The organism is Shewanella sp. Scap07, from assembly GCF_013394145.1.
GTDB lineage: Bacteria > Pseudomonadota > Gammaproteobacteria > Enterobacterales > Shewanellaceae > Shewanella > Shewanella waksmanii.
Map to the genome: position 1 here is coordinate 4,794,169 of NZ_CP041329.1, position 21,553 is coordinate 4,815,721.

Genomic DNA, 21,553 nt, shown 5'->3' on the forward strand with positions numbered 1-21,553 from the left:
GCTAAGTTAAGCAATCCTAGAGTTAACGATTCATTATTATGCTCAATAGTTACCGCTTACTACTCACGCTATTGCTCTTTTGCTTGCCTACCCTATCCGCTTTTGGCGCAAACATCAGTATCACCGCTAACTGCCCGTTGTACCAATCGAAAAACAAGCAAACTAATCCAGATAACCGGCAAGCGATTGTAGGTAGTCGCTACGCGGTAAAGCAAACATTAGGCCCGCACGAAGCCCCCACATGGGTGCGAGTCGACACAAAGCAGCAACCACATCCATTGCGCTGGATTGCGGCTAATTGCACCGATATTGCAGGCAACACGTCTTTATCTGCTGTAAAAACCAACAATAATGCGGCGCAATGTCAAATAGCCAAGCAATATGACAGCCATGTGCTCGCCCTAAGCTGGCAACCCGGCTTTTGTCAGACCCGTGGCAGTCAGCGCACCGAATGCCAACAGAGCAACAATCAGCAGCTCAGTGCTAAACAATTTAGCTTGCATGGCTTATGGCCTAACCGCCAAGGATGCGGTATCAGTTATGGCTACTGTGGAGAGGTAACTAAGCAACCGGCGCAGTTTTGCAACTACCCTAAAATCGACTTAAGCCAGCATACCCGCGAGCAACTGCATCAAATCATGCCCAGTGCGGCATACGGTACTTGTCTGCAACGTCATGAATGGTGGAAGCATGGCACCTGTCGAGATAGTAGTGCGCAGCAATATTATCAGCTCGCCATTAAGTTAACCCAGCAGGTCAATCAATCCACATTAGTGCAAGAATTTGTGCAGGCCAATCGAGGTAAAACGGTGTCGCGCAGTCAGTTTAATCAGGCGTTAGATGCAAGCTTCGGCCAAGGCAGTTATCGTCATGTCAGTTTGCAATGCCGCCAAGGCCAATTGGTAGAGATCCAGTTGCAGCTGCCAAAACAGCTCAGTGGCGGAGCAATTTCGCAATTGCTGCGACAAGGTAGCCATGCCCGCAAAGGCTCTTGCGGGCAACGCTTTATGCTATCGCAATACCCGTAGCTACGGGGCCGCTTGTGGACTAAGTGTGATGACCGAAAATACCCCACCTTGAGGGTCGTTGATCACTGAGAACCGACCGACAGTTTCGATGTCGGTTGGGGGGACACACACTTGGCCACCTAACTCCGTGGCTTTGGCCACCGCCGCATCACAGTTTTCCACCATAAAATAACTCATCCAATGGGCAGGAATATCACCCCATTCCTCGGTCATCTCCATCATGCCGCCTTGTGGGCCTGCCGCGGTAGTCCATTCGGTATAATCCATGCCGGCCATTTTGGAAACACGAGTTTGCCAGCCAAGCACTTTGGTATAAAAAGCGTTGGCTTGAGCACTGTCGCGGCAAGCTAATTCAACCCAGCACAAGGTATTAACCTCATCCTTACGCGCCGAACCAATATGTTGCTTGGCTTGCCAAAGTGAAAAGTGCGCCCCTTCCGGGTCTTGGCACAGCGCCATGCTGCCAGCATCGCCAACATCATGAGGCCCCATCACTATCTTGCCTCCCTGCTGCGCGACCAGTTTAGCGCTAGATTGAACATCATCCACTGCAAAATAAACTCCCCAGTGCGTCGGCGTTCCCTGCTCAGACATTTCAGGTGGCATTTGATACATGGCACCAATATCATCGCCATCAATGGTGAACATGGTATAAACCCCTTCAGGGATCGGCATATCATTAAGGCCCCAATCAAATAGTGCCGCATAAAAGTGCCTTGCTGAAGCCGCATCAGTACTGGCCAATTCAATCCAGCAAGGTTGCCCCTGTTGGTAACTCGATATTTTCATCTGTGTGTCCTTGTCTAACCAACGGTGATAACAACTAGTTAAGCTGGTTTTGGCCACTCTGTCTAATGCTGCTAGGTAAATTTAATTGCCTTAGTCGTCAACGATTACCTGCTATTGATTGCAGCCTTAGGTAGTGGCCAACGCTGAGATAACATAGACTTATTAACCACAATCACGTACAAATATTATTATCGACTTCATTTGATGTTCTCAGTGTCGATCTACTAATAAAAACCTACCGCATAAATGCGCAACAGCGGTTGATATGTTGAAGTAGGAAACGGTATTTACGCAAAATAGTTGTTTAGTTGGGAGTAATCTTGGTCTCATTTTTTCATGGATGTCGCTACGCAGGTGTGCCAGTGCTTATCACCTTGTGTGCCATTGTCGCGCTGCACTTTTCCCAGCAAAATTGGCAGTCTTGGCAATCGAGTATCGATTATGCCCCCTATTGGTTACTGACCATTACCAGCCTATTAGCCATTCAGTTTAACCGTAGCCGCTTGGCTTATATCGCCGGTTTATTATTGCTGTACTACAGTGTGGTCAATCAACAGTGGTTAACCGATAACACCTTAGCCTTGTACCAAGATGTGTGGGCCGTCGCCATTGGGTTAGTGATTGGCGTGCTATTACTTACTAAAGATAGAGGGCTGTTATCCCCCCACAGTCTATTAAGAGGCGCCGCAATTATTGTGTGCTTTGGATTAGCCTATCTTTGGCTGCGTGGACTGGATGACATTAATCTGTTTGTGCAACAAAAGCTGGGAATTACACTGGATCCTATGGTGCAGATATACGCTCCCATAGGGCTCGTTGCACTCATCGTCATCGCCCGTACACTTTGGCAGGCTAACCTAGTTAACAGCGCCATCAGTATCACCTTTGGTTTGTGGCTCATGCATACACTGCAGCCACAACTATTGCCGCTCAGTGTGCTGCTGTGCGTTGTCGCCGTGGCCTATTTGTTAGCTATTTTGATTGATTCCTACTTTCTTGCCTACCGAGATGAGTTGACAGGATTACCATCACGACGCGCACTGTATAACTTGGTCCTGTCGCTGGGTAGAACCTACAGTGTTGCTATGGTTGATATTGACCATTTCAAGAAATTCAACGATACCTACGGCCACGATGTCGGCGACCAAGTATTGAAATTAGTGGCCGCCAAACTGGCCAAAGTCACCGGTAACGGTAAGGTTTTCCGATACGGTGGTGAAGAGTTCACCATTGTTTTCCCAAGAAAAAATACCGACGAAACCCTAGATCACCTACAAGGAGTCCGTGAGGCGATTGAGCAATACCAAATTGTGTTGCGCGATGAAAAGCGCAAGCAACAAACCAAGCAAACACGTGGTAAAGCCAATAGTAAAAACCAGCAAACAGTTAGCGTTACGGTATCTATTGGTGTCGCAGAGCACCTAAAAGGACAAACTTTTGATCAATGCATGAAAGTGGCTGATGAAGCCTTGTACCGTGCTAAGAAAAAAGGCCGAAATCAGGTTTGCCAATAAAAGCCAAGCATCGGCTTGGCTTTTTACCATCTGCATTCCTACAGCGAATAGAAATAGTAGATCTGCGATTTCATCCTGATCACGATACCGCGAATCACATCCAAGAATGACAAGAAGGCAATTGGCTTTTCACCTGATACCCATGCCAGTCCAACCGAGCCAACAGGAATGTCATAGCCCGGTGCGTCATGCAGTTTTAGACGGACAAAATGGTGCTTATTATTGACGTTGCGCACCGTAGTTTGGCGAACATTATCATCTAGCGCCAACAGCCTACCTTGGGACTCCCCGGTGGCTTCGACAATCCCTTCGACTTCTGCGCTAAAAATTTTGCCGGGAAATACCGCGGAAGTATACTCAGCCAGTTGCCCGACTTTAACGTTACGAATAGCTTGGTGGTTAACGCGCATCAAAACGTACTTTTCATTGGTGTACATCTGTAATCGCGGCACTAGGCCTATCAGTTGTCCCTCGCGCATAATAAAGTTAGTCACAAAGCCATCGGTAGGTGCAAATACTTTGGTATGGTCTAAATTCCATTGCGCTTGAGCCACATTTTCAATTTCACCGGCCAATTCTGCACTGCGGGTTTTCACCGTCAACTCCGCTTTTTCAATGTCCAAATGGCTTTTATGAAGCGCCAACTCAGCTTGCTCAGATTCAGAGGTATAGGTATCGACGCGTGCACTCGCAATATCAACCGCATTGATTTGCTCGTCAAATTGACTCTGGGAAATAGTGTCTTTGACTTTGTCATTCTGCTCAACATATCTGGCTAAGGTTTTTTGCTTCCAGATAAGATCTTTTTTGGCCGCATTCAATTGATTGAGTTTCATATCAATGTCAGAGAGGGCCGTTTGACGTTGCTTCTCGGCTAACTTCACATCCTCTTTGGCTACCGATAACATCACTTCTGCGGCTTGCAGTTGTACCTGTGCCTTATTCAACGCAATTTGGAAAGGCTCATCATCTAGCTCGTAAATCAACTGTCCTGCATCAATTTGCTGATTGGGACTAATATGAATCGCTTCGACTTGCCCCTTAATCTGAGTTGAAGCGGGCCTCAACTGGATATGGGGTGACTGTACAACGGAGCCACCAGAGACATCCATTGGCGCATAATTAAGTAATCCAACCCACACAAACAACAGCCAGCTGCCGCCACCGACATAGGCAAAAGACTTGCTGTATTTATTCCACGGCATGCCCACCATACGCAGAATGTAGATAAACAGGGCCCAAACCGCTAATCCCTCTAACATAGTCTACCCTCTGTCGTTAGCGATGTTATCGCTACTGTGTGGTTGGCGCCATATATCACGCACCTTGATCAAGGCCTTTTCTGCATCGACAAATGCCACGATAACGGCCAGCACCCACACCCAATGCCAGACAAAGCCTATCCAAGTGAGCGCGGTGATCAAGCCTATCTGCTGATGTTGCTTTTTATGTGCTTGGTTAATCGGTAGCTCATGTAATTTCCAAAAACCAAACGCTAACGCTGCAATGGTTGCCACCATAAACACAGTACTGATCACATGCAGAGTCGTATCCACCCCACTATCAACAAATGGCATTGCCATTAAACTCATCTTCCCCACCCTTTTCATCTCAAAATGGCGGCCATTTTTGACAAATACCGGCAAGGCAACAATATTGACAGTCTATTTATATCAATTTCGTGCTAAATTTGACTAAATTGGAACCCTTACTAGCTAAAGTGAGTTGATGAAATCTGATATCGCTTTTATCCGCATGAACTACGTCAACATTGTCTTAAGCGCCGCGTTTGAGCAATTTCAGCTTGAACCTAACGATCTCGGTATCCCAAATGCTCTGTACAAGGATCCGATGGCGTTAGTGCCAATGGGGGACTACTTGGCGTGGTTAGAACAACTCAGCGTACAATGTGGCGAAAACTACTTAGGTGATATTGCCCAGTCTCTTAACTTGAGCGAAATGAATATGCCCGCTGACTGGTTCATGTCAGCGCCCGACTTTGCTATCAGTTTACGACGAATTAATTATGGCATCACTGCGTTTCAATCTGGCGCAAGTTACTACGTTATTCAGTCGGGACGAATTATCAAATGGTGCTATAACACCCGCTATGCTAAAGGGCTGCAGCGCAGTTACGACTCTTTGCGAGTCGCACTTATGCTAGTTAATACGATGCGGCACTATTTGGGTGTTGATTTTAGTCCGCATAAAGTGCATTTGAGTGGCCCAGCCATGAGCCATCTGCAGCTAGAAAAACTGTTTAATTGCCCAGTGGTGTACAACACTAAGCAAACAGAGATATGGGCTGACAACACGGTTTTGTTGCAATCTAAACAGATGCAAGGCTTACACGACCCCACCTTACAAATGCCATTGTCACTGTTTGAAAAATACATCAACATGCCACAGCCTGACGATGTGCCCAAAATTCTCTATGAACTGGTCAATTTCAGTCGCTATTACGGTTTGCCGAGTATTACCGATGTCGCCGGTAAGTTAGGCCTATCAAAGCAGCAACTACAGCGGCGCCTGCAAGAAAAGGGCTTTAGTTTTATTTACCTAAGGGGGTATGTGCTCAGCAATCAAGCGGTGAAATATATGTTGGAAGGTAAACAAATTGAAGAGATTAGCCAATTGCTTGGCTATGGCAATAAGCAAAGTTTCACCAAGGCCTTTAAAACATTCCGTTTGTGCACGCCACAGCAATACTTACAGCGTCTTCAAGGTCAACAACACCCCGCAGATTAAACTGCGGGGCAGGCGTTAAGCCACTAGCCATACACAGGCAGCAGGTCCGCCATGGCAAGCAGATGACAAGCTCCGGTAATGACGCCAAAGGCAATCACAATCACAATCACCGCAGTGCCACCGGGAACACGATAGCTATCACTATTAGCAAACATTTTGCGCGACTTGTGAGCCATTAAAGCTGGCACAATTGCCGCCCAAACTGTTGCAGCCAATGCTGCAAAACCAATTGCAATAAGGAAGCCATTAGGGAATAACAAGCCAAGTACCGTAGGTGGTAAGAAAGTCACCGCAGCGGTTTTTAGACGACCTAGCCTTGATTCATCAAAACCAAACAGATCCGCTAAGTAATCAAACAAACCTAGGGTTACCCCTAAAAATGATGATGCCACTGCTAAATTAGCGAACAGGGTCAGCATTGTTGTTAACCAATCACTGGACATCACATCTGACAATGCAGCGACCAGTACGCCCATATTGCCGCCCTGGGCAATCACATCAATAAATTCGACTCGGGAAATATTGCCCATGGTGGCCACGAGCCAACAGAAATAGATCACAAAGGCGATACTGGTACCAATCAAAATCGCTTTAATAATGGTATTGGCATCTTTGCCGTAATACTTAACCAAGCTCGGCACGTTACCATGATAACCAAAACTGACTAGTCCAAATGGCAGTGCGGCCAGTAAATAAGGCAGGTAAGTCGCTTCACCATTGGGTTCAAATAGCTTGGCAGGCTCAGCGCCCATCAGCAAGTTACCCACGGCCAAGAAAAAGGTGATCACCATACCACCCAGCATGATGGTGGTAATACGGTCGACGGCTTTGGTGCTAATAAACACCACAAACGCTAGGCCTAACGCAAACACTAACCCAGCAATACCTTGTGGCAGCGCAATGCCCAGTGCTTGTAGGCTGTGATTAACAATAGAGCCACCACCGCTGATATAAGCATACGCTAGAATGTACAGTACAAAGGCGATAGACAACCCGTTAACAATACGCCAAAAATTACCTAAGGTATCTTTAGTAAGGGTGTCGAAACTCGCGCCTGGTTCAAAATGCAAGTTGGTTTCGAGTAACAGCAGGCCCGACACCAACATACAAAACCACACCAGTACCATCATCAATAACGAGTAACTGAACCACATTCCGGCACCCACAACAGGCAGAGAGAACATCCCTGCACCGACTGCTGTACCGGCAATAATCATTGCCCCACCTAAAATAGATTTACCTGCTACCTTATGCTTGGCAGCATTCATATGATTTGCCATTTGGCTTATTGCTCCGCAGCGACGCTGTCTACAATAGTCTGTCTAACAGAGGCACGAAGCAAGCCATTAGTGCGTGTGCGGATCCGTTGGATATCAGACTGATTTTTATCAGATAGGTAACCCAAATCCTTTAGCTTCACACTAAGAGTCCCATACAGTTTTTTGTCATAAAATTCTGGTGCAGTAATACCATGTAGCGCGCCTAAGCGTTGCGCTAATGTGTGGCTTTCACGCTCTAAATCAGAACGTTCAATCTGCGGTTTGGTCGCCAATAAATTGAAGATAATCGCATAGCGTTGCAAGGTTTCGCTCACGGTATTGCTTAGCAATAACATTTGATTAATTGCGTCAGCTTCAACCACCAGCTCACCAGATTCGCGCACAAGCCCTTGCTCAATAAATAGATCTAGCACCTGGTTAACGTATTGGGCTACATCTTCAATACCCATAAACAGTTCGGCTTGCAGCAGTGGATAGAGATCTTCAACAGTGGCGATCACTTCATCACGTTGACAATGCTTAACGCGAGTTACGCAGCTGGCAATCAACGATGGAATAATCAATAAGTGGATAATGTTATTGCGATAGTAGGTCATCGCAATCGCGATACTGTCATCAATGGAGATGATATCCCCTAGCGGATCACTATCGAGCTTGAGCTTTTTCAGCTCTAACCCCTGTTGCACCAACTTACTGCCATCACCTTCAACCACCGACGCATACTCGGTATAAGGCAGTGACTTAAGTAGGGTTAGATACAGGTCTAGTTGTTGCTCTAATTGGCTGCGCTGTAGCGCATGCTGCTCTGCGGCCAGTAAGGTTAAACTGGTTAATGTGACCGAGCTGACGGCGGCGGCATCGTTGATATTAGTCATCACCTGATTGGCCAATGTATTGACCACAGGTGTTAGCCAGCTTGGCTTTTGCTCTGGATCTTTAGCAATCTCTTCACGCCATTCTGGCGCTTGCTCATTGAGGAAACTGTGCAGCGTGATTGGCTGGCCGAAGTTAACATAGCCTTGGCCAAAATTACCCAATTTACGAATAGCACCAAATACTTGCCAAACTGATTCTTTCTTTTTCTTCTTACCACTAAGCTCTTTATGATAAGTCGCCACTTCCATGACATGATCATAACCAAGGTAAACCGGCACTAAGGTTACCGGACGCTCTACTCCGCGCAGTACACTGTTAACCGTCATCGCAATCATGCCGGTTTTCGGCGCTAGCAAGCGACCAGTGCGCGAACGTCCACCTTCGGTAAAGTATTCAACCGAATAGCCTTTAGTGAACAATTGGTCGAGATACTCTCTAAATACCGCGGTATAAAGCTTGTTACCACGGAAACTACGACGGATAAAAAACGCCCCGCCACGGCGGAACATGGGACCCGCAGGCCAGAAATTCAAATTAATACCGGCAGCGATATGCGGCGGTACCATGCCTTGATAATAGAGAATATAAGACAGCAGTAGATAATCCATGTGGCTACGATGACAAGGCACATAAATAATCTCATGGCCATCGTGGTGCAACTGACGGATCTGCTCGGCGCCTTTAATATTGATGCCTTTGTAAAGCTTGTTCCACAACCAAGTAAGAAAACGCTCAGCAATACGCACCAGACTATCTGAGTAATCAGCGGCAATCTCGTCTAAGTACTCCATCGCTTTAGCGCGTGCTTCTGTTTCAGAGATCTTCTTATTATTGGCTTCTTCAACGATGGCTTTTTTAAGCGACTCAGACTTAAGCAGCGCATGGAACAACGCTTGACGGTTAGGCAGTACAGGACCCGTCATCACCTTACGCTGTCTATGGAAGTGAACCCGAGCCACTCGCGACAGTTTTTGGGCGATGCGTTTATCCGTTCCATGCTCATCAGCCATATGGCGTAGCGACAGCGCATTAGAAAATTGCACAAAGTTGTGGCGACCAAGAAACAGAATCATCAAACATTTACGCAGCCAGGTGGGGTTTTGACGCTCCAACACTGCCGCACGCATGGTGTCATCTTCTTTGCCAGGGGTACGGCCCCAATACAAGCTTACTGGCACCAATTGAACATCTAGCTCTGGCCGACGTTTATGTGCGCCCAATAGGCGCATAAAAGTGCTTAAATAAGGCGAGTTGCTGGCACGCTTGCCCAAAAGCGGCTTAGCGCCTTCAAGACAGACTACTCGCGGTGTCTGTTCACCATCGACCTGCAGCGGTTCATAGGGGCTAGGCAAACCAAAATTAGCGGTAATTTCACTCAGCGCGGCAATATCGCTGACGGATTCAGTTTTCATCACATAAACCACCGGCCTACTCGGGTCTAAATTAAGATCGGCAAATGGATCATGAGGCACAACGATAGTGTGCACTAACTTTTTTTGAATCCAGCGCAGTGATTTGCGCCAAATAGAGTCTTGTTTGGACATGAGTTTATTATTTTTGAGTCTCGTTGTTAGCCCCATAGAATATCAGAAAAACTCATCAGGTCGCTATTAACCATGCACATTATTAATCTGCCGACCACAATACTGCTAGCTGCCCAGCACAATTACAGCGTACAGTGATAACGGTTCAATTCAGCCTATCGCCAAGTCCCTGCTGCAATAGATAAAATTAATCACTGGTTAATACTTGCACTACTTACAATACTGTATATACTGACAGGTACTGTATGGAAAAACAGGTTTAAATATGAGACCGCTAACCCCGAGACAATCTGAGATATTAGATCTCATCAAAAATAATATTGCTGATACTGGCATGCCACCTACCCGTGCAGAAATTGCTAAAAGGTTGGGTTTTAAGAGTGCCAATGCTGCCGAAGAGCATCTGAAAGCGCTAGCCAAAAAAGGCTGTATTGAAATTATTCCTGGCACGTCTCGCGGTATTCGCCTCACCCAAGAAGATGATGAGTCTGAATCTGGCTTACCCTTGATTGGTCAAGTTGCCGCAGGTGAGCCAATACTCGCCCAAGAACATGTTGAGCAGCACTATCAAGTGGATCCAGCCATGTTTAGACCCGCCGCTGATTTCTTACTGCGAGTACGTGGTGACAGTATGAAAAACATCGGCATTTTAGAAGGCGATCTATTGGCGGTTCATAAAATGGCTCAGGCCCGTAACGGTCAAGTCGTGGTTGCTAGAGTAGAAGACGATGTCACCGTTAAACGCTTCGAAAAAGTCGGTAGCACGGTATTTCTGCATGCAGAAAATGAAGAGTACGCCCCAATTGAAGTCGACTTAAACTACCAATCCCTGACCATTGAAGGCTTGGCGGTAGGTGTGATTAGAAATGGAGACTGGCAATGAACAACTTGATTGGAAGCAGCCCACGCCACCCAGGGCTATGGCAAGATGAAGCCAAACTCAGTAAAGGGGTGTCACGTATGCCCAGCCACACTCAAGGTGTGCAAGAGCTGCAAACCCTGACACCTGAACTCGCACGACTCAGTCAGCAAGGCCAGTGGATTGTATTAATTAGTCCACCCAATATTGGCTATAAACAGATGTTGGCTCAAGCTGGCGTACGCATGGATCGCATTTTGTTGGTACATGCTAAAGACGAGATAGAAACGCTATGGGCAATGGAAAAAGCGCTAACCAGTGGCACCTCTAGCGCAGTAATATGTTGGGCGCCTATGCTAGATAGCCGCGACAATCGCCGCCTAGAATTAGTTGCAAAAAGTGCCACAGCTTTAGGCGTGGTAATTGAAAGCGGCAGTGACCACATTGCTGCTCAGCTACCCTCAGTAGCGGATGTTCACGTTAATCAAGGTTCGTTATTTAGCGCGTTTCATTAGTCCGTATAAGACTGTTTTTCCCATCTAAGCCTCCTTTCGGGAGGCTTTTTTGTTGCTGTTTTTTTTAATAAAAGTTAAAAGTTTGATCTTGATCAAAAATTCAACAGGCAGTAAGTTAGAACAAGATAACAACGATTATTTGTTATATCCGAGCGATTTAGTCGTCACTTTTCCTCTCGTCAATTTGGCTTATGCAGTGAGCTCCGTGCGAGAAAAGAGTAGAAATTGGACTGATATATTCAGCCGTAAGTGCATAGAGTGGTAGCCAACTGGCAAATAACAACACCGCGCTAAACCACCAACGCACTTTGAAGTCATCGTTGCTTTTTTGGGAACCGAAGAGTTTGCATAGAGCAGAGACTTACTGTGTGGCTCTTCTTTGTAGTTGCCTTCGCAATTGACAGAGGAGAAGTCTAGTGAAGCAAGTGTTGTATTATTTGCTGGCGTTGCTGTTTACGCCCCCCATTTTCGCCGCCGATATGCCCCTAAATATGACAAAAGGGGTAACGGACATCAGTAATAAAGTGTTCAGTCTACATATGACGATCCTTTATATCTGCTGTGCTATCGGTGTGGTCGTGTTCGGCGTAATGATCTACTCGATCATCAATCACCGCCGCTCTAAAGGCGCCGTCGCCGCCAACTTTCATGAAAGTACCAAGGTTGAAATCGCATGGACAGTGATTCCTTTCGTTATCCTAATTTTAATGGCTATTCCTGCCACTAAAACACTGATTGCAATGGAAGATACTAGTGATGCCGATATCACCATTAAAGTGACGGGCTCACAGTGGAAATGGCACTACAGCTACTTTGATCATGACATTGAATTCTTCAGTGTGCTTTCAACTCCTAGAGATCAAATTGAGGGTGACGCCACAAAGAGTGAAACTTACCTACTTGAAGTCGACAAACCTTTAGTTATCCCCACCAATAGAAAAGTCCGTTTCTTAATGACATCCGATGATGTTATTCACTCATGGTGGGTACCTGCATTTGCAGTAAAGAAAGATGCTAACCCAGGCTTTATCAATGAAGCATGGACGCGGGTCGACGAACCCGGTACTTACCGTGGTCAATGTGCTGAATTGTGCGGCAAAGACCATGGCTTCATGCCTATTGTGGTTGAGGTGTTATCGGAAGCAGATTTTGACGCATGGATCGTAGCGCAAAAGCAACTCGCTGCCGATGCTGAAGCCGCTGCGCAAGCCGCGTTAACTAGCACATTGAGCATGGACGAGCTAATGGCTAAAGGTGAGCAAGTTTATCTAGCTAATTGTGCAGCTTGCCACCAGCCTAATGGTGCGGGTCTTCCTGGGGTATTCCCATCACTGATTGGCAGTCCGTTGATTGTTGGCCCAGTGGGTGAACATATCGATATCGTACTCCATGGTAAAGCCGGCACTGCTATGCAGGCATTTGCTAAGCAGCTAACTGCAACCGAAATTGCAGCCGTAGTGACTTACGAGCGTAACGCATGGGGCAACAACTCTGGCGATAGTGTTCAAGCAGCAGATGTTAACGGTGGAGGCGCAGACTCTGGCGCCAGTAGCAGTGATGCTGAGGTTCCCGTGACCTTGCCAGCCACTTTGCCTGAGGCTGCCACACAAGTTGAAGCTGTCGTTACCGAAACCGCAGAAGTTGTACTCGATGACCTGACAATGGATGAGCTAATGACGTTAGGCGAGCAAGTCTACATGACGAGCTGCGTTGCCTGTCACCAGCCCACCGGTATGGGTCTTCCTGGTGCATTCCCATCATTGGTTCAAAGCCCAATTATTAAGGGGCCCGTTAGCGATCACCTTGAAATGGTGATTAATGGTAAGCCCGGTACTGCAATGCAGGCCTTCGGTGGTTTACTCAGCCCGCAAGAACTCGCCGCAGTGATTACCTATGAGCGTAACGCCTGGGGTAACAATTCTGGTGATGCTGTGCAGGCATCTGACGTTGATGGTCACGGAAAGTAGGGGAATCAAATGAGCACAATTACACAAGACGCACCGGCCGCTCACGACGATCACCATGATGACCATCATCATGGTGCGCCAAAGGGCTTAATGCGCTGGGTACTAACCACCAACCATAAAGACATCGGTACTTTATATTTGTGGTTTAGTTTTATTATGTTTTTAACTGGCGGCGCCATGGCGATGGTGATCCGTGCAGAACTGTTCCAACCAGGGTTGCAGTTAGTGGACCCTAATTTTTTCAACCAAATGACCACGGTCCACGGGTTGATAATGGTGTTTGGCGCAGTCATGCCCGCCTTTACTGGATTAGCAAACTGGCTGATTCCAATGATGATTGGTGCGCCTGATATGGCGCTGCCACGCATGAATAACTGGAGCTTTTGGATTCTGCCTTTTGCATTTGCGATTCTATTAAGCTCACTGTTCATGGAAGGTGGCGGCCCTAACTTCGGTTGGACCTTCTACGCCCCGTTGTCGACCACTTACAGTCCAGATAGCACAGCACTGTTCGTATTCTCGGTACACATTATGGGTATCAGCTCCATCATGGGTGCGATCAACGTCGTGGTGACTATTGTCAACATGCGTGCCCCGGGTATGACGTGGATGAAGCTACCGCTGTTTGTATGGACATGGCTCATCACTGCCTTCTTGCTCATTGCCGTCATGCCGGTACTGGCAGGAACGGTCACAATGGTCTTGACCGACAAGTACTTTGGCACCAGCTTCTTTGATGCTGCCGGCGGTGGCGATCCGGTAATGTTCCAACATATTTTCTGGTTCTTCGGACACCCCGAAGTGTACATCATGATCTTACCGTCCTTCGGTATTATCTCAGCGATTGTGCCGGCCTTTAGTCGTAAACCCCTGTTTGGATATTCCTCAATGGTGTACGCCACAGCCAGTATTGCAATATTGTCATTTCTGGTGTGGGCGCATCATATGTTTACCACGGGGATGCCGGTGTTTGCCGAACTCTTCTTTATGTACTGTACCATGTTAATTGCGGTGCCCACTGGGGTGAAGGTGTTCAACTGGGTTGCGACAATGTGGCGCGGTTCGTTAACGTTCGAAACCCCTATGTTGTTTGCCGTGGCCTTCATTATCTTGTTCACCATTGGCGGCTTCTCAGGGTTGATGCTGGCTATTACGCCGGTTGATTTCCAATATCACGATACCTATTTCGTCGTGGCTCACTTCCACTATGTGTTGGTGACCGGGGCCATCTTCTCCATTATGGCAGCCGCCTATTATTGGCTACCCAAATGGACCGGTAATATGTATGACGAGAAGTTAGGCAAGATCCACTTTTGGTGCTCAACGATTTCAGTCAACGTGCTGTTTTTCCCCATGCACTTTTTGGGCTTAGCCGGTATGCCACGTCGTATTCCCGACTATGCTATTCAGTTTGCTGACGTAAACCAAATAGTCTCAATTGGTGGATTTGCATTTGGATTATCGCAGCTGATTTTCCTTGCGGTAGTGATCAAGTGTATCCGCGGCGGTGAAAAAGCGGCAGCTAAACCTTGGGATGGAGCAGAAGGACTTGAATGGACTATCGCCAGTCCTGCGCCCTATCACTCATTTACCACACCACCAGAGGTGAAGTAGCCATGAGCCAAACTCAAGCAAAGTCGAACCGTAAGCTCATCATGATGTTGATTGCTGGTGCAATTGGTATGTTTGGTTTTGGCTTTGCTTTAGTGCCGCTTTATGACGTTTTGTGCGAACAACTAGGCATTAACGGTAAAACCCAAAGTACCGCTGCTCAATACACACCTATCGCTGTAGATGAGTCACGAACCATTACCGTGGAGTTTATGGCACAAATCCAAAGTGATTTGCCATGGGAATTCACGCCAGAAGTCAGGCGCATGAAAGTGCACCCTGGCGAGTTAGTACGTACTCACTACACCGCACAGAATATGTCAAACGCCAGTATAGTTGGCCAAGCTATCCCCTCAGTATCACCCGGACAAGGGGCTGCCTACTTCAACAAAACCGAGTGTTTCTGCTTTAATCAGCAGGCCTTGGCTGGCAAACAAGACGCTGCATTACCGCTTATATTTTATGTAGATCCCGATCTACCAGAGTCCATCACCACGCTGACTCTGTCATATACTCTCTACAACATCACCGACAAAGGCTATGTCGCGCGTGTTGAGCAAGGAGCTGAACAATGAATGCAAAACATGAACACTATTACGTCCCCGCCCAAAGCGCCTGGCCGATTATCGGCGCCATAGGGTTATTTCTGATCGCGGTGGGTGCCGGTAGTTATGTCACTCAACTCGAAACCGAGCAAACCAGCGGTGGGTATATTCTTACTGCTGGTATCGCCGTCATTATTTACATGATTTTTGGCTGGTTTCGTACTGTAATCAACGAATCAATGTCGGGCTTATACAGCCAACAAATGGACCGCTCGTTTCGTCAAGGTATGAGCTGGTTTATCTTCTCTGAGGTAATGTTCTTTGTCGCCTTCTTTGGCGCCTTGCTATATGCCCGAATGATTGCAGTACCTTGGTTAGGTGGCGCGTCAAACAATGCCATGACCCATGAGGTACTATGGCCAACGTTTGAAGCCGTGTGGCCCTTAATTAAAACACCTGACGGGACCACCACTGAGGCAATGCCTTGGACGGGTCTGCCTCTTTATAACACCCTTATCTTGTTAGCCTCATCGGTCACTTTACACTTCGCACATGTCAGCCTAGAAAAATCCAAACGCCAAGCACTAACAGCTTGGTTAGCGATCACCATTTTACTGGGTATCGGCTTCCTATTTTTGCAGGTAGAAGAGTACATTCATGCGTACCAAGAGATGGGGCTAACGCTGGCTTCGGGTGTATACGGTAACACTTTCTTCTTGTTAACCGGCTTTCATGGCATGCACGTGACCTTAGGTACTGTATTCCTGCTGGTGCTGTTTTTTAGGGTATTAAAAGGTCACTTTACCCCTGAAAACCATTTTGCTTTTCAGGCAGGTAGTTGGTATTGGCATTTTGTCGATGTGGTATGGCTGTGTTTATTTGTGTTCGTTTATGTACTTTAAACAACAATAAACACTATCCCTTAGTAAGGTCTGGGATTGGGTGCTATCACGCCTAACCCCATGGCCGCTAACAACAGCACCACCACCAACGCAGAAAATATCACTCGGCGACCAAGAAACTGACTCATCGGCACTTGCTTGTCGCCTTTAACCATCACAAATAGCGCACGGCCCAAATTAAATAAAATGAACAGTAGTAGCAGTACCAGTAGTAACTTGAACAATAGTGATGGCGTCATTCGCTCTCCTTTGCGTGTTGTGCTGCGTTCAAAAACCTTAGTGGTTATTGTTACTTTGATACTGTTTACGATATTGGTCAAGCTAGGATTTTGGCAACTAGATCGCGCAGAACAAAAACAAACGCTTGGGGCCGCGCTAGCAGAGCGCCAGCAAGCTAGCCCACTAAACTTTAGCCAGTTAATGGCGCTGTCCACACAACAAGCCGTTACTGGTTTTAATGCCAACATCAGCGTTAAACCAACGCCAATAGGGCTGATTTTACTCGATAACCAAGTCTATCAATCCAAAGTTGGCTACCTTGCATATCAGGTTGTGCGGCCCGTGGCCAGTGACCAGTTAATGCTGATTGAGTTAGGTTTTATTGCCGCAGGGTTCGATCGACAACAACTGCCTCAGGTGGAGTTTTTAGCCACCGAGCAGCAAATTAGCGGGCGGGTTTATCAAAAATCCATTAATCCTGTTAGCTCGCAATTGCAGGCAGAACCCGGTTGGCCTATGCGCATACAAAACCTCAATCTCACGCAGTTGAGCGCACACTTATCTCAACCGATAGCCCCATTTGTGGTGCAGGCAAATAACATCGAGCACAACCCATTGCCTCAGCCATGGCAGCCCATTCCGATGGCCGCTAAAAAGCACATCGGTTATGCACTGCAGTGGTTTTCATTGGCTTTAGCCCTGATTATTTTAAGCAGTTATCTTTTGATATCTAAAAGAAAACGTTAGAAAACATCGTTGGCATGTTGCGTAACGATAAATGAGCGAGTAGGTTAGAACTTAAGCAAAAGAAAGAAACAATAAACAATAATAAACTTGTCTCCTAGCCGTCTCGGGAGTGACTATTCAGCAAGCCATTGCTTGGTATTTTTGATGCCAGCGCACGGCTTAGGATAACTAACGAGAGGAGATGGAATGAACTCCCCAACAAAAACGAACGGCGCTAAATCCTTAATCATATTATTGCTGGTATTTGTTATGCCAGTGGCCGTCGCTAAGCTTGTCTTAGCCTTTGACCTCTACCAAGGCGGAGCCACTAACAAAGGCGAGTTGCTAAGCAATGACATCAGCTATCAAAGCTTAGCCATCACCAACCCCTTACCTGCCCACTGGCAGTTGGTGTACTTAGTCCCTAGTGATTGTGCTCAACAATGCCAAAACCGCCTCTATATTCTCAAACAAAGCCATACGGCGATGGGTCGTGAACAAGAGCGCATTCAACCTGTGGTGTTAGTTAACCAACACAGTGATACGCGCCATCTTGGTCAATACGATTTTAATGTTGTTGATATTGGCGCGCAAAACCCCAGTGTACTTGAGCAGCAAGCCGTTGTGGTAGTCGACCCATTAGGATCGTTTGTGATGCGCTACCCCAGTGTGAGTGACAAAGAGCAGCAGATCATGCAAGGCAAGTCTATGGTTGCCGACCTACGCAAGTTACTGAAATTGTCGAGGGTTGGCTAATGCGTTTGCAGTTAGTGTTAAAAATCACCCTAGTGTTCACCCTGTGCGTGATATTGATGGGCGCTTATACCCGCTTATCCGACGCTGGCCTTGGGTGCCCCGACTGGCCCGGTTGCTATGGCATGCTGAAGGTTCCTAGCCAAACTCATGAGCTGTCGGCTGCACAATCTGCCTTTCCTGGACATACGATAGAGCCAACCAAAGCCTGGCTAGAGATGATTCACCGATACATCGCCGGTGCTCTGGGCTTATTTGTGCTGTACATCTTGTACCTGTGCTTGCGCCAACAGGATGCCCCCAAGAAACTGCCCACTTTTATTGCGCTGTTGATTCTATTTCAAGCCGCATTAGGTATGTGGACTGTTACCATGAAGCTGATGCCAATCGTTGTGATGGCCCACCTCATTGGCGGCTTTAGTTTAATCTCACTATTGTTGCTGCTTTACCTGCGTACCGGACAGATCCGCATTCCCGGAGGGGACCCGCATATTCGCAAATTGGCCCCCTTCGCCATGGCTTGTTTAGCGGTATTAGTAGTGCAAATCATGTTAGGAGGCTGGACCTCATCAAACTACGCCGCACTGTCTTGCACTGTGCTGCCGATATGTGAAGGGGATTGGTATAACAAGCTCGATTTCATTAGCGCTTTCAACCCGTTTCAGGGGCAACATGATACCTATGAATTTGGTGTACTCGATTACGGTTCACGGATGACCATCCACGTGACCCACCGTATTGGCGCAGTGATCACCGCAGCAATGCTGATCATTTTAGCGGTCAAACTACTTAAACATTCGCAATCGGCCCTGCTTAAACGCAGCGCTTGGATACTACTGACATTACTTGCACTGCAAATTGGGCTTGGCATCAGCAATGTGGTGTTGCATTTACCACTTGGCATCGCCGTTTCCCATAACGGTGGCGCAGCCTTACTGCTGTTAGCCATGGTATTCATCAACTACGCCATTTGGCGCAAAGCTTAGCGAGGTTCCATTATGGCAGTCACACAACAATCAACGCCACTTACACAATCACAACCACAAACATTGCAGTGGCGTGCTTACTTAGAGATGACCAAACCCAAGGTGGTAGCACTGATGCTGCTGACGGTACTCGTGGGCATGTGCCTAGCCGTACCCGGCGCCGTTCCAGTTGTCCCTATGATCGCAGGGTTAGTCGGTATCGGCATGATGGCTGGCGCCGCTGCTGCCTATAACCATATGATAGACAGACGTATCGATGGTTTGATGGCACGCACTTACAATCGACCGCTGCCAAAGGGCCGCGTGTCGATCTATAAGGCACTCACCTTTGCCACCAGCATGGCACTGGGCGGCTTTGTTCTGCTTTATGCGGTAGTCAATCCGCTAACCGCTTGGTTAACCTTTGCCAGCTTGATTGGCTATGCCGTTATCTATACGGCTTATCTTAAGCGAGCCACTCCGCAAAATATCGTGGTCGGTGGGCTAGCGGGGGCAATGCCGCCGCTGTTAGGCTGGACATCTATCACTGGGGAGTTTCATGGCCACGCGCTGTTGTTGGTGATCATCATTTTTGCTTGGACACCCCCCCACTTTTGGGCGTTAGCCATCCACCGTAAAGCTGAATATGCCAAGGTTGATGTACCGATGTTACCGGTCACCCATGGCGTAGAGTTCACTAAGACCTGTATCTTGCTTTATACCGTATTGTTAGCCGTTGCCTGCTTGTATCCGGTCTTGGTGGGAATGTGCGGTCCGCTGTATTTGGTAGGCTCAACCTTGCTCAGCTGTGGCTTTATTTATAAAGCATGGCAACTTAAGTACCGAGACAAACCTGGACTGGCGATGGACGTGTTTAAATTTTCCATCTATCACTTAATGATTTTGTTCTTAATCCTATTAGTTGACCACTATTTATGGACCTAATTTATGCCTAAACTACTTTGGATTGTTGTTGCGGTGGTGATTATGACCGCCGGTAGTTTAACCGCTGTGCGTTTAAGTGAACCAAAAGCCTTGCAGTTACAAACCAGTTTTGTGCTGCCACAAGCACGACCTGTTGCACCGTTTAAGATGCAAGATCAATATGGTAACGCCTTCACCGAACACCAATTGCTGGGTAAGTGGAGCTTAGTCTTTATTGGCTACACCTCATGCCCTGACGTGTGCCCGACAACAATGGGTAAACTGTCTGCGGTGTACCCAAAATTGAAACAACAGATGGACATCCAAGTGATATTCTTATCCGCCGATCCTGAGCGCGACACCCAGGCTCGGTTACTGGACTATATGAACTTCTTTAATCCAGAGTTTATTGCCATTACCGGTGAGCATAAGCAGTTACACCCACTAAGCCGTGATTTAGGCTTTGTCTATGCCATGGTTGGGGACGGTGAGGATTATCAAGTCGACCATAGTGCATCGATGACATTGATTTCGCCACAGGGGCTTAAGGTTGCGACAATTAAACCTAAGTCATTAAAACTTGGTCAAATCCCGCAGATTGCCAACGCCGCGCTCGTGAGCGATGTGGTGGCAATTGTTGACAACCAACGGGGTTAATAGGCAGCGAAGCACTACGACTGTGCAAGTTTATGCAGCCTGCTATTAGGTATGGCAGGCTAGCTGTTAGGCCTACTCTTTTATCCAGCTACCATCATCTTTCGGTCGAACCCAGGCTTGGGAGAACCAGTAGTAGCGGCCGCTAGATTTGCTCGGTACGGTACAATTGTAACGCGATCGCCCCGGCGGCAAGTCTAACCCTGCACGGATAGTAAATTGGTTTTCACTGATCCACAGCGGCTTTTTTTCACCTTGACCTTGCACGAAACACATTAACTGGTGTGGATAGATATCGTCCATATTTAACGTGACTGTCAACTCAGGACGCCACTGGCCATCACTAAGCTCAGGGTTAGTTAGGCTTAACGCGGTCACCGGCATATTTAAACTGTGCAGTTTCACTTTCAAACTCGATAGGTCTGCATAGACACCTGCTACTGGAAAGCGTGGAATCGCCGTCATCGAGGTATATTTGCCAACCGCACCACTTTGCTGGCCTAAGCCAACATAGCCTTGTTCTGTTAACCACTGCTCTATCTCAGTGTTGTACTCACCATAGGGATAAGCCAGCATTTTGTAATTATGACCAATGTGCTTAGCAATGGCGGCTTCGGTATCTAGAATGCTCTTTGCTATGCGCGCTAGCCACTTCTCATCACTCTCATCAGCTTGCTTACGAATAAGGTGCTCATGGGCCCAGCTATGATTGGCTATTTCAGCGCCTTCATCGGCCAACTGTCGCAAGCGTTGCCAACTCATCATTTCACTGTACTGCTTCTCTATTGGCTCAATAGCCACAAAGATGGTGTATGGGAAGCCGTATTCCTTTAAGATAGGATGCGCGGTGTCGGCAATATTGTTATAGCCATCATCAAAGGTGATCACCACAGTTTTGTCTGCTAATGGCTCACCCGCTTTTACTGCCGCCAATACTTCTGAAAGCGGTCTAACAACAAATTGATTCTGCTTTAAATAATCCATCTGTTCGCGGAACTGTTCCGGCGTTACACTGGTAATTGCCGGCGTATCGGTCGCCACGTGATGGTATTGTAAGATCACCGCCGCGTGAGATGAGAAACTAACCATCGCGATCAGCGAAATGATCAAGCGTTTAAACATACTGTATACCCC

At 47.3% G+C, this 21,553-nt stretch carries 21 protein-coding genes; 14 read left to right on the plus strand and 7 right to left on the minus strand.

The window, feature by feature from the left end:
- Window positions 1-38: 38 nt before the first annotated feature.
- Window positions 39-1,028, plus strand: coding sequence for a ribonuclease T (locus FLM48_RS21150; protein ID WP_179026028.1), 990 nt, complete (start codon window positions 39-41; stop codon window positions 1,026-1,028).
- Here FLM48_RS21150 and FLM48_RS21155 read toward each other — a convergent pair whose 3' ends face one another.
- Window positions 1,029-1,817, minus strand: coding sequence for a VOC family protein (locus FLM48_RS21155; protein WP_179026029.1), 789 nt, complete (start codon window positions 1,815-1,817; stop codon window positions 1,029-1,031).
- 320 nt (window positions 1,818-2,137) lie between these two features.
- Between FLM48_RS21155 and FLM48_RS21160 the strand changes: the two genes are divergently transcribed.
- Complete coding sequence (locus FLM48_RS21160; protein WP_179026030.1) at window positions 2,138-3,331, plus strand: diguanylate cyclase; 1,194 nt, start codon at window positions 2,138-2,140, stop codon at window positions 3,329-3,331.
- 38 nt (window positions 3,332-3,369) lie between these two features.
- Here the strand turns inward: FLM48_RS21160 and FLM48_RS21165 are convergent, their stop codons facing one another.
- Window positions 3,370-4,593 (minus strand): HlyD family secretion protein, encoded by a 1,224-nt coding sequence (locus FLM48_RS21165; protein ID WP_179026031.1) that lies wholly within the window; start codon window positions 4,591-4,593, stop codon window positions 3,370-3,372.
- A gap of 3 nt (window positions 4,594-4,596) precedes the next feature.
- On the minus strand, window positions 4,597-4,923 hold the full coding sequence (locus FLM48_RS21170; RefSeq protein ID WP_179026032.1) for an MFS transporter: 327 nt from the start codon (window positions 4,921-4,923) through the stop codon (window positions 4,597-4,599).
- Between the two features lie 136 nt (window positions 4,924-5,059).
- On the opposite strand from FLM48_RS21170, the gene FLM48_RS21175 reads away from it, so the two are divergent.
- Complete coding sequence (locus FLM48_RS21175; protein WP_179026033.1) at window positions 5,060-6,079, plus strand: AraC family transcriptional regulator; 1,020 nt, start codon at window positions 5,060-5,062, stop codon at window positions 6,077-6,079.
- Between the two features lie 23 nt (window positions 6,080-6,102).
- Here FLM48_RS21175 and mtr read toward each other — a convergent pair whose 3' ends face one another.
- Both mtr and plsB read right to left on the minus strand, forming a co-directional pair.
- The gene (gene mtr / locus FLM48_RS21180; protein ID WP_179026034.1) at window positions 6,103-7,359 is read right to left on the minus strand and encodes a tryptophan permease; all 1,257 of its coding nucleotides are present in this window, start codon (window positions 7,357-7,359) and stop codon (window positions 6,103-6,105) included.
- A 5-nt stretch (window positions 7,360-7,364) separates the two neighbouring features.
- A complete protein-coding gene (gene plsB / locus FLM48_RS21185) occupies window positions 7,365-9,779 on the minus strand; it encodes a glycerol-3-phosphate 1-O-acyltransferase PlsB (RefSeq protein ID WP_028771885.1) in 2,415 nt (804 codons plus the stop codon).
- Window positions 9,780-10,044: 265 nt separating this feature from the next.
- Here plsB and lexA point away from each other — a divergent pair, with 265 nt between their 5' ends.
- The 6 genes from lexA to FLM48_RS21215 all read left to right on the plus strand — a co-directional run bounded on the left by lexA (window position 10,045) and on the right by FLM48_RS21215 (window position 16,178).
- Window positions 10,045-10,662: a transcriptional repressor LexA gene (gene lexA / locus FLM48_RS21190; protein WP_028771886.1), complete on the plus strand. Its 618-nt coding sequence runs from the start codon at window positions 10,045-10,047 to the stop codon at window positions 10,660-10,662.
- Complete coding sequence (locus tag FLM48_RS21195) at window positions 10,659-11,153, plus strand: cell division inhibitor SulA (protein ID WP_179026035.1); 495 nt, start codon at window positions 10,659-10,661, stop codon at window positions 11,151-11,153. The genes lexA and FLM48_RS21195 overlap by 4 nt, the downstream gene beginning before the upstream one ends.
- Window positions 11,154-11,569: 416 nt before the next feature.
- Window positions 11,570-13,120 carry a cytochrome c oxidase subunit II gene (gene coxB, locus FLM48_RS21200; protein ID WP_179026036.1) on the plus strand — a complete coding sequence of 517 codons (1,551 nt, stop codon included), beginning with the start codon at window positions 11,570-11,572 and terminating at the stop codon, window positions 13,118-13,120.
- A gap of 9 nt (window positions 13,121-13,129) precedes the next feature.
- Window positions 13,130-14,734, plus strand: a complete 1,605-nt coding sequence (ctaD, locus tag FLM48_RS21205; RefSeq protein WP_028771889.1) for a cytochrome c oxidase subunit I — start codon at window positions 13,130-13,132, stop codon at window positions 14,732-14,734.
- Between the two features lie 2 nt (window positions 14,735-14,736).
- Window positions 14,737-15,306, plus strand: coding sequence for a cytochrome c oxidase assembly protein (locus FLM48_RS21210; protein ID WP_028771890.1), 570 nt, complete (start codon window positions 14,737-14,739; stop codon window positions 15,304-15,306).
- Window positions 15,303-16,178: a cytochrome c oxidase subunit 3 gene (locus FLM48_RS21215; RefSeq protein ID WP_028771891.1), complete on the plus strand. Its 876-nt coding sequence runs from the start codon at window positions 15,303-15,305 to the stop codon at window positions 16,176-16,178. The genes FLM48_RS21210 and FLM48_RS21215 overlap by 4 nt, the downstream gene beginning before the upstream one ends.
- 20 nt (window positions 16,179-16,198) lie before the next feature.
- Here FLM48_RS21215 and FLM48_RS21220 read toward each other — a convergent pair whose 3' ends face one another.
- Window positions 16,199-16,417 carry a DUF2909 family protein gene (locus FLM48_RS21220; RefSeq protein ID WP_028771892.1) on the minus strand — a complete coding sequence of 73 codons (219 nt, stop codon included), beginning with the start codon at window positions 16,415-16,417 and terminating at the stop codon, window positions 16,199-16,201.
- On the opposite strand from FLM48_RS21220, the gene FLM48_RS21225 reads away from it, so the two are divergent.
- The 5 genes from FLM48_RS21225 to FLM48_RS21245 all read left to right on the plus strand — a co-directional run bounded on the left by FLM48_RS21225 (window position 16,395) and on the right by FLM48_RS21245 (window position 20,422).
- Complete coding sequence (locus tag FLM48_RS21225) at window positions 16,395-17,144, plus strand: SURF1 family protein (protein WP_256870993.1); 750 nt, start codon at window positions 16,395-16,397, stop codon at window positions 17,142-17,144. The two genes, FLM48_RS21220 and FLM48_RS21225, sit on opposite strands and share 23 nt — an antisense overlap.
- Before the next feature lie 186 nt (window positions 17,145-17,330).
- The gene (locus FLM48_RS21230) at window positions 17,331-17,879 is read left to right on the plus strand and encodes a hypothetical protein (protein ID WP_179026037.1); all 549 of its coding nucleotides are present in this window, start codon (window positions 17,331-17,333) and stop codon (window positions 17,877-17,879) included.
- The gene (locus FLM48_RS21235; protein WP_179026038.1) at window positions 17,879-18,862 is read left to right on the plus strand and encodes a heme A synthase; all 984 of its coding nucleotides are present in this window, start codon (window positions 17,879-17,881) and stop codon (window positions 18,860-18,862) included. The genes FLM48_RS21230 and FLM48_RS21235 overlap by 1 nt, the downstream gene beginning before the upstream one ends.
- Window positions 18,863-18,874: 12 nt before the next feature.
- On the plus strand, window positions 18,875-19,786 hold the full coding sequence (cyoE, locus tag FLM48_RS21240) for a heme o synthase (RefSeq protein ID WP_179026039.1): 912 nt from the start codon (window positions 18,875-18,877) through the stop codon (window positions 19,784-19,786).
- Window positions 19,787-19,789: 3 nt separating this feature from the next.
- On the plus strand, window positions 19,790-20,422 hold the full coding sequence (locus FLM48_RS21245) for an SCO family protein (RefSeq protein ID WP_028771897.1): 633 nt from the start codon (window positions 19,790-19,792) through the stop codon (window positions 20,420-20,422).
- 72 nt (window positions 20,423-20,494) lie between these two features.
- On the opposite strand, the gene FLM48_RS21250 is transcribed toward FLM48_RS21245, so the two are convergent.
- A complete protein-coding gene (locus FLM48_RS21250; RefSeq protein ID WP_179026040.1) occupies window positions 20,495-21,541 on the minus strand; it encodes a polysaccharide deacetylase family protein in 1,047 nt (348 codons plus the stop codon).
- Window positions 21,542-21,553: the final 12 nt, after the last annotated feature.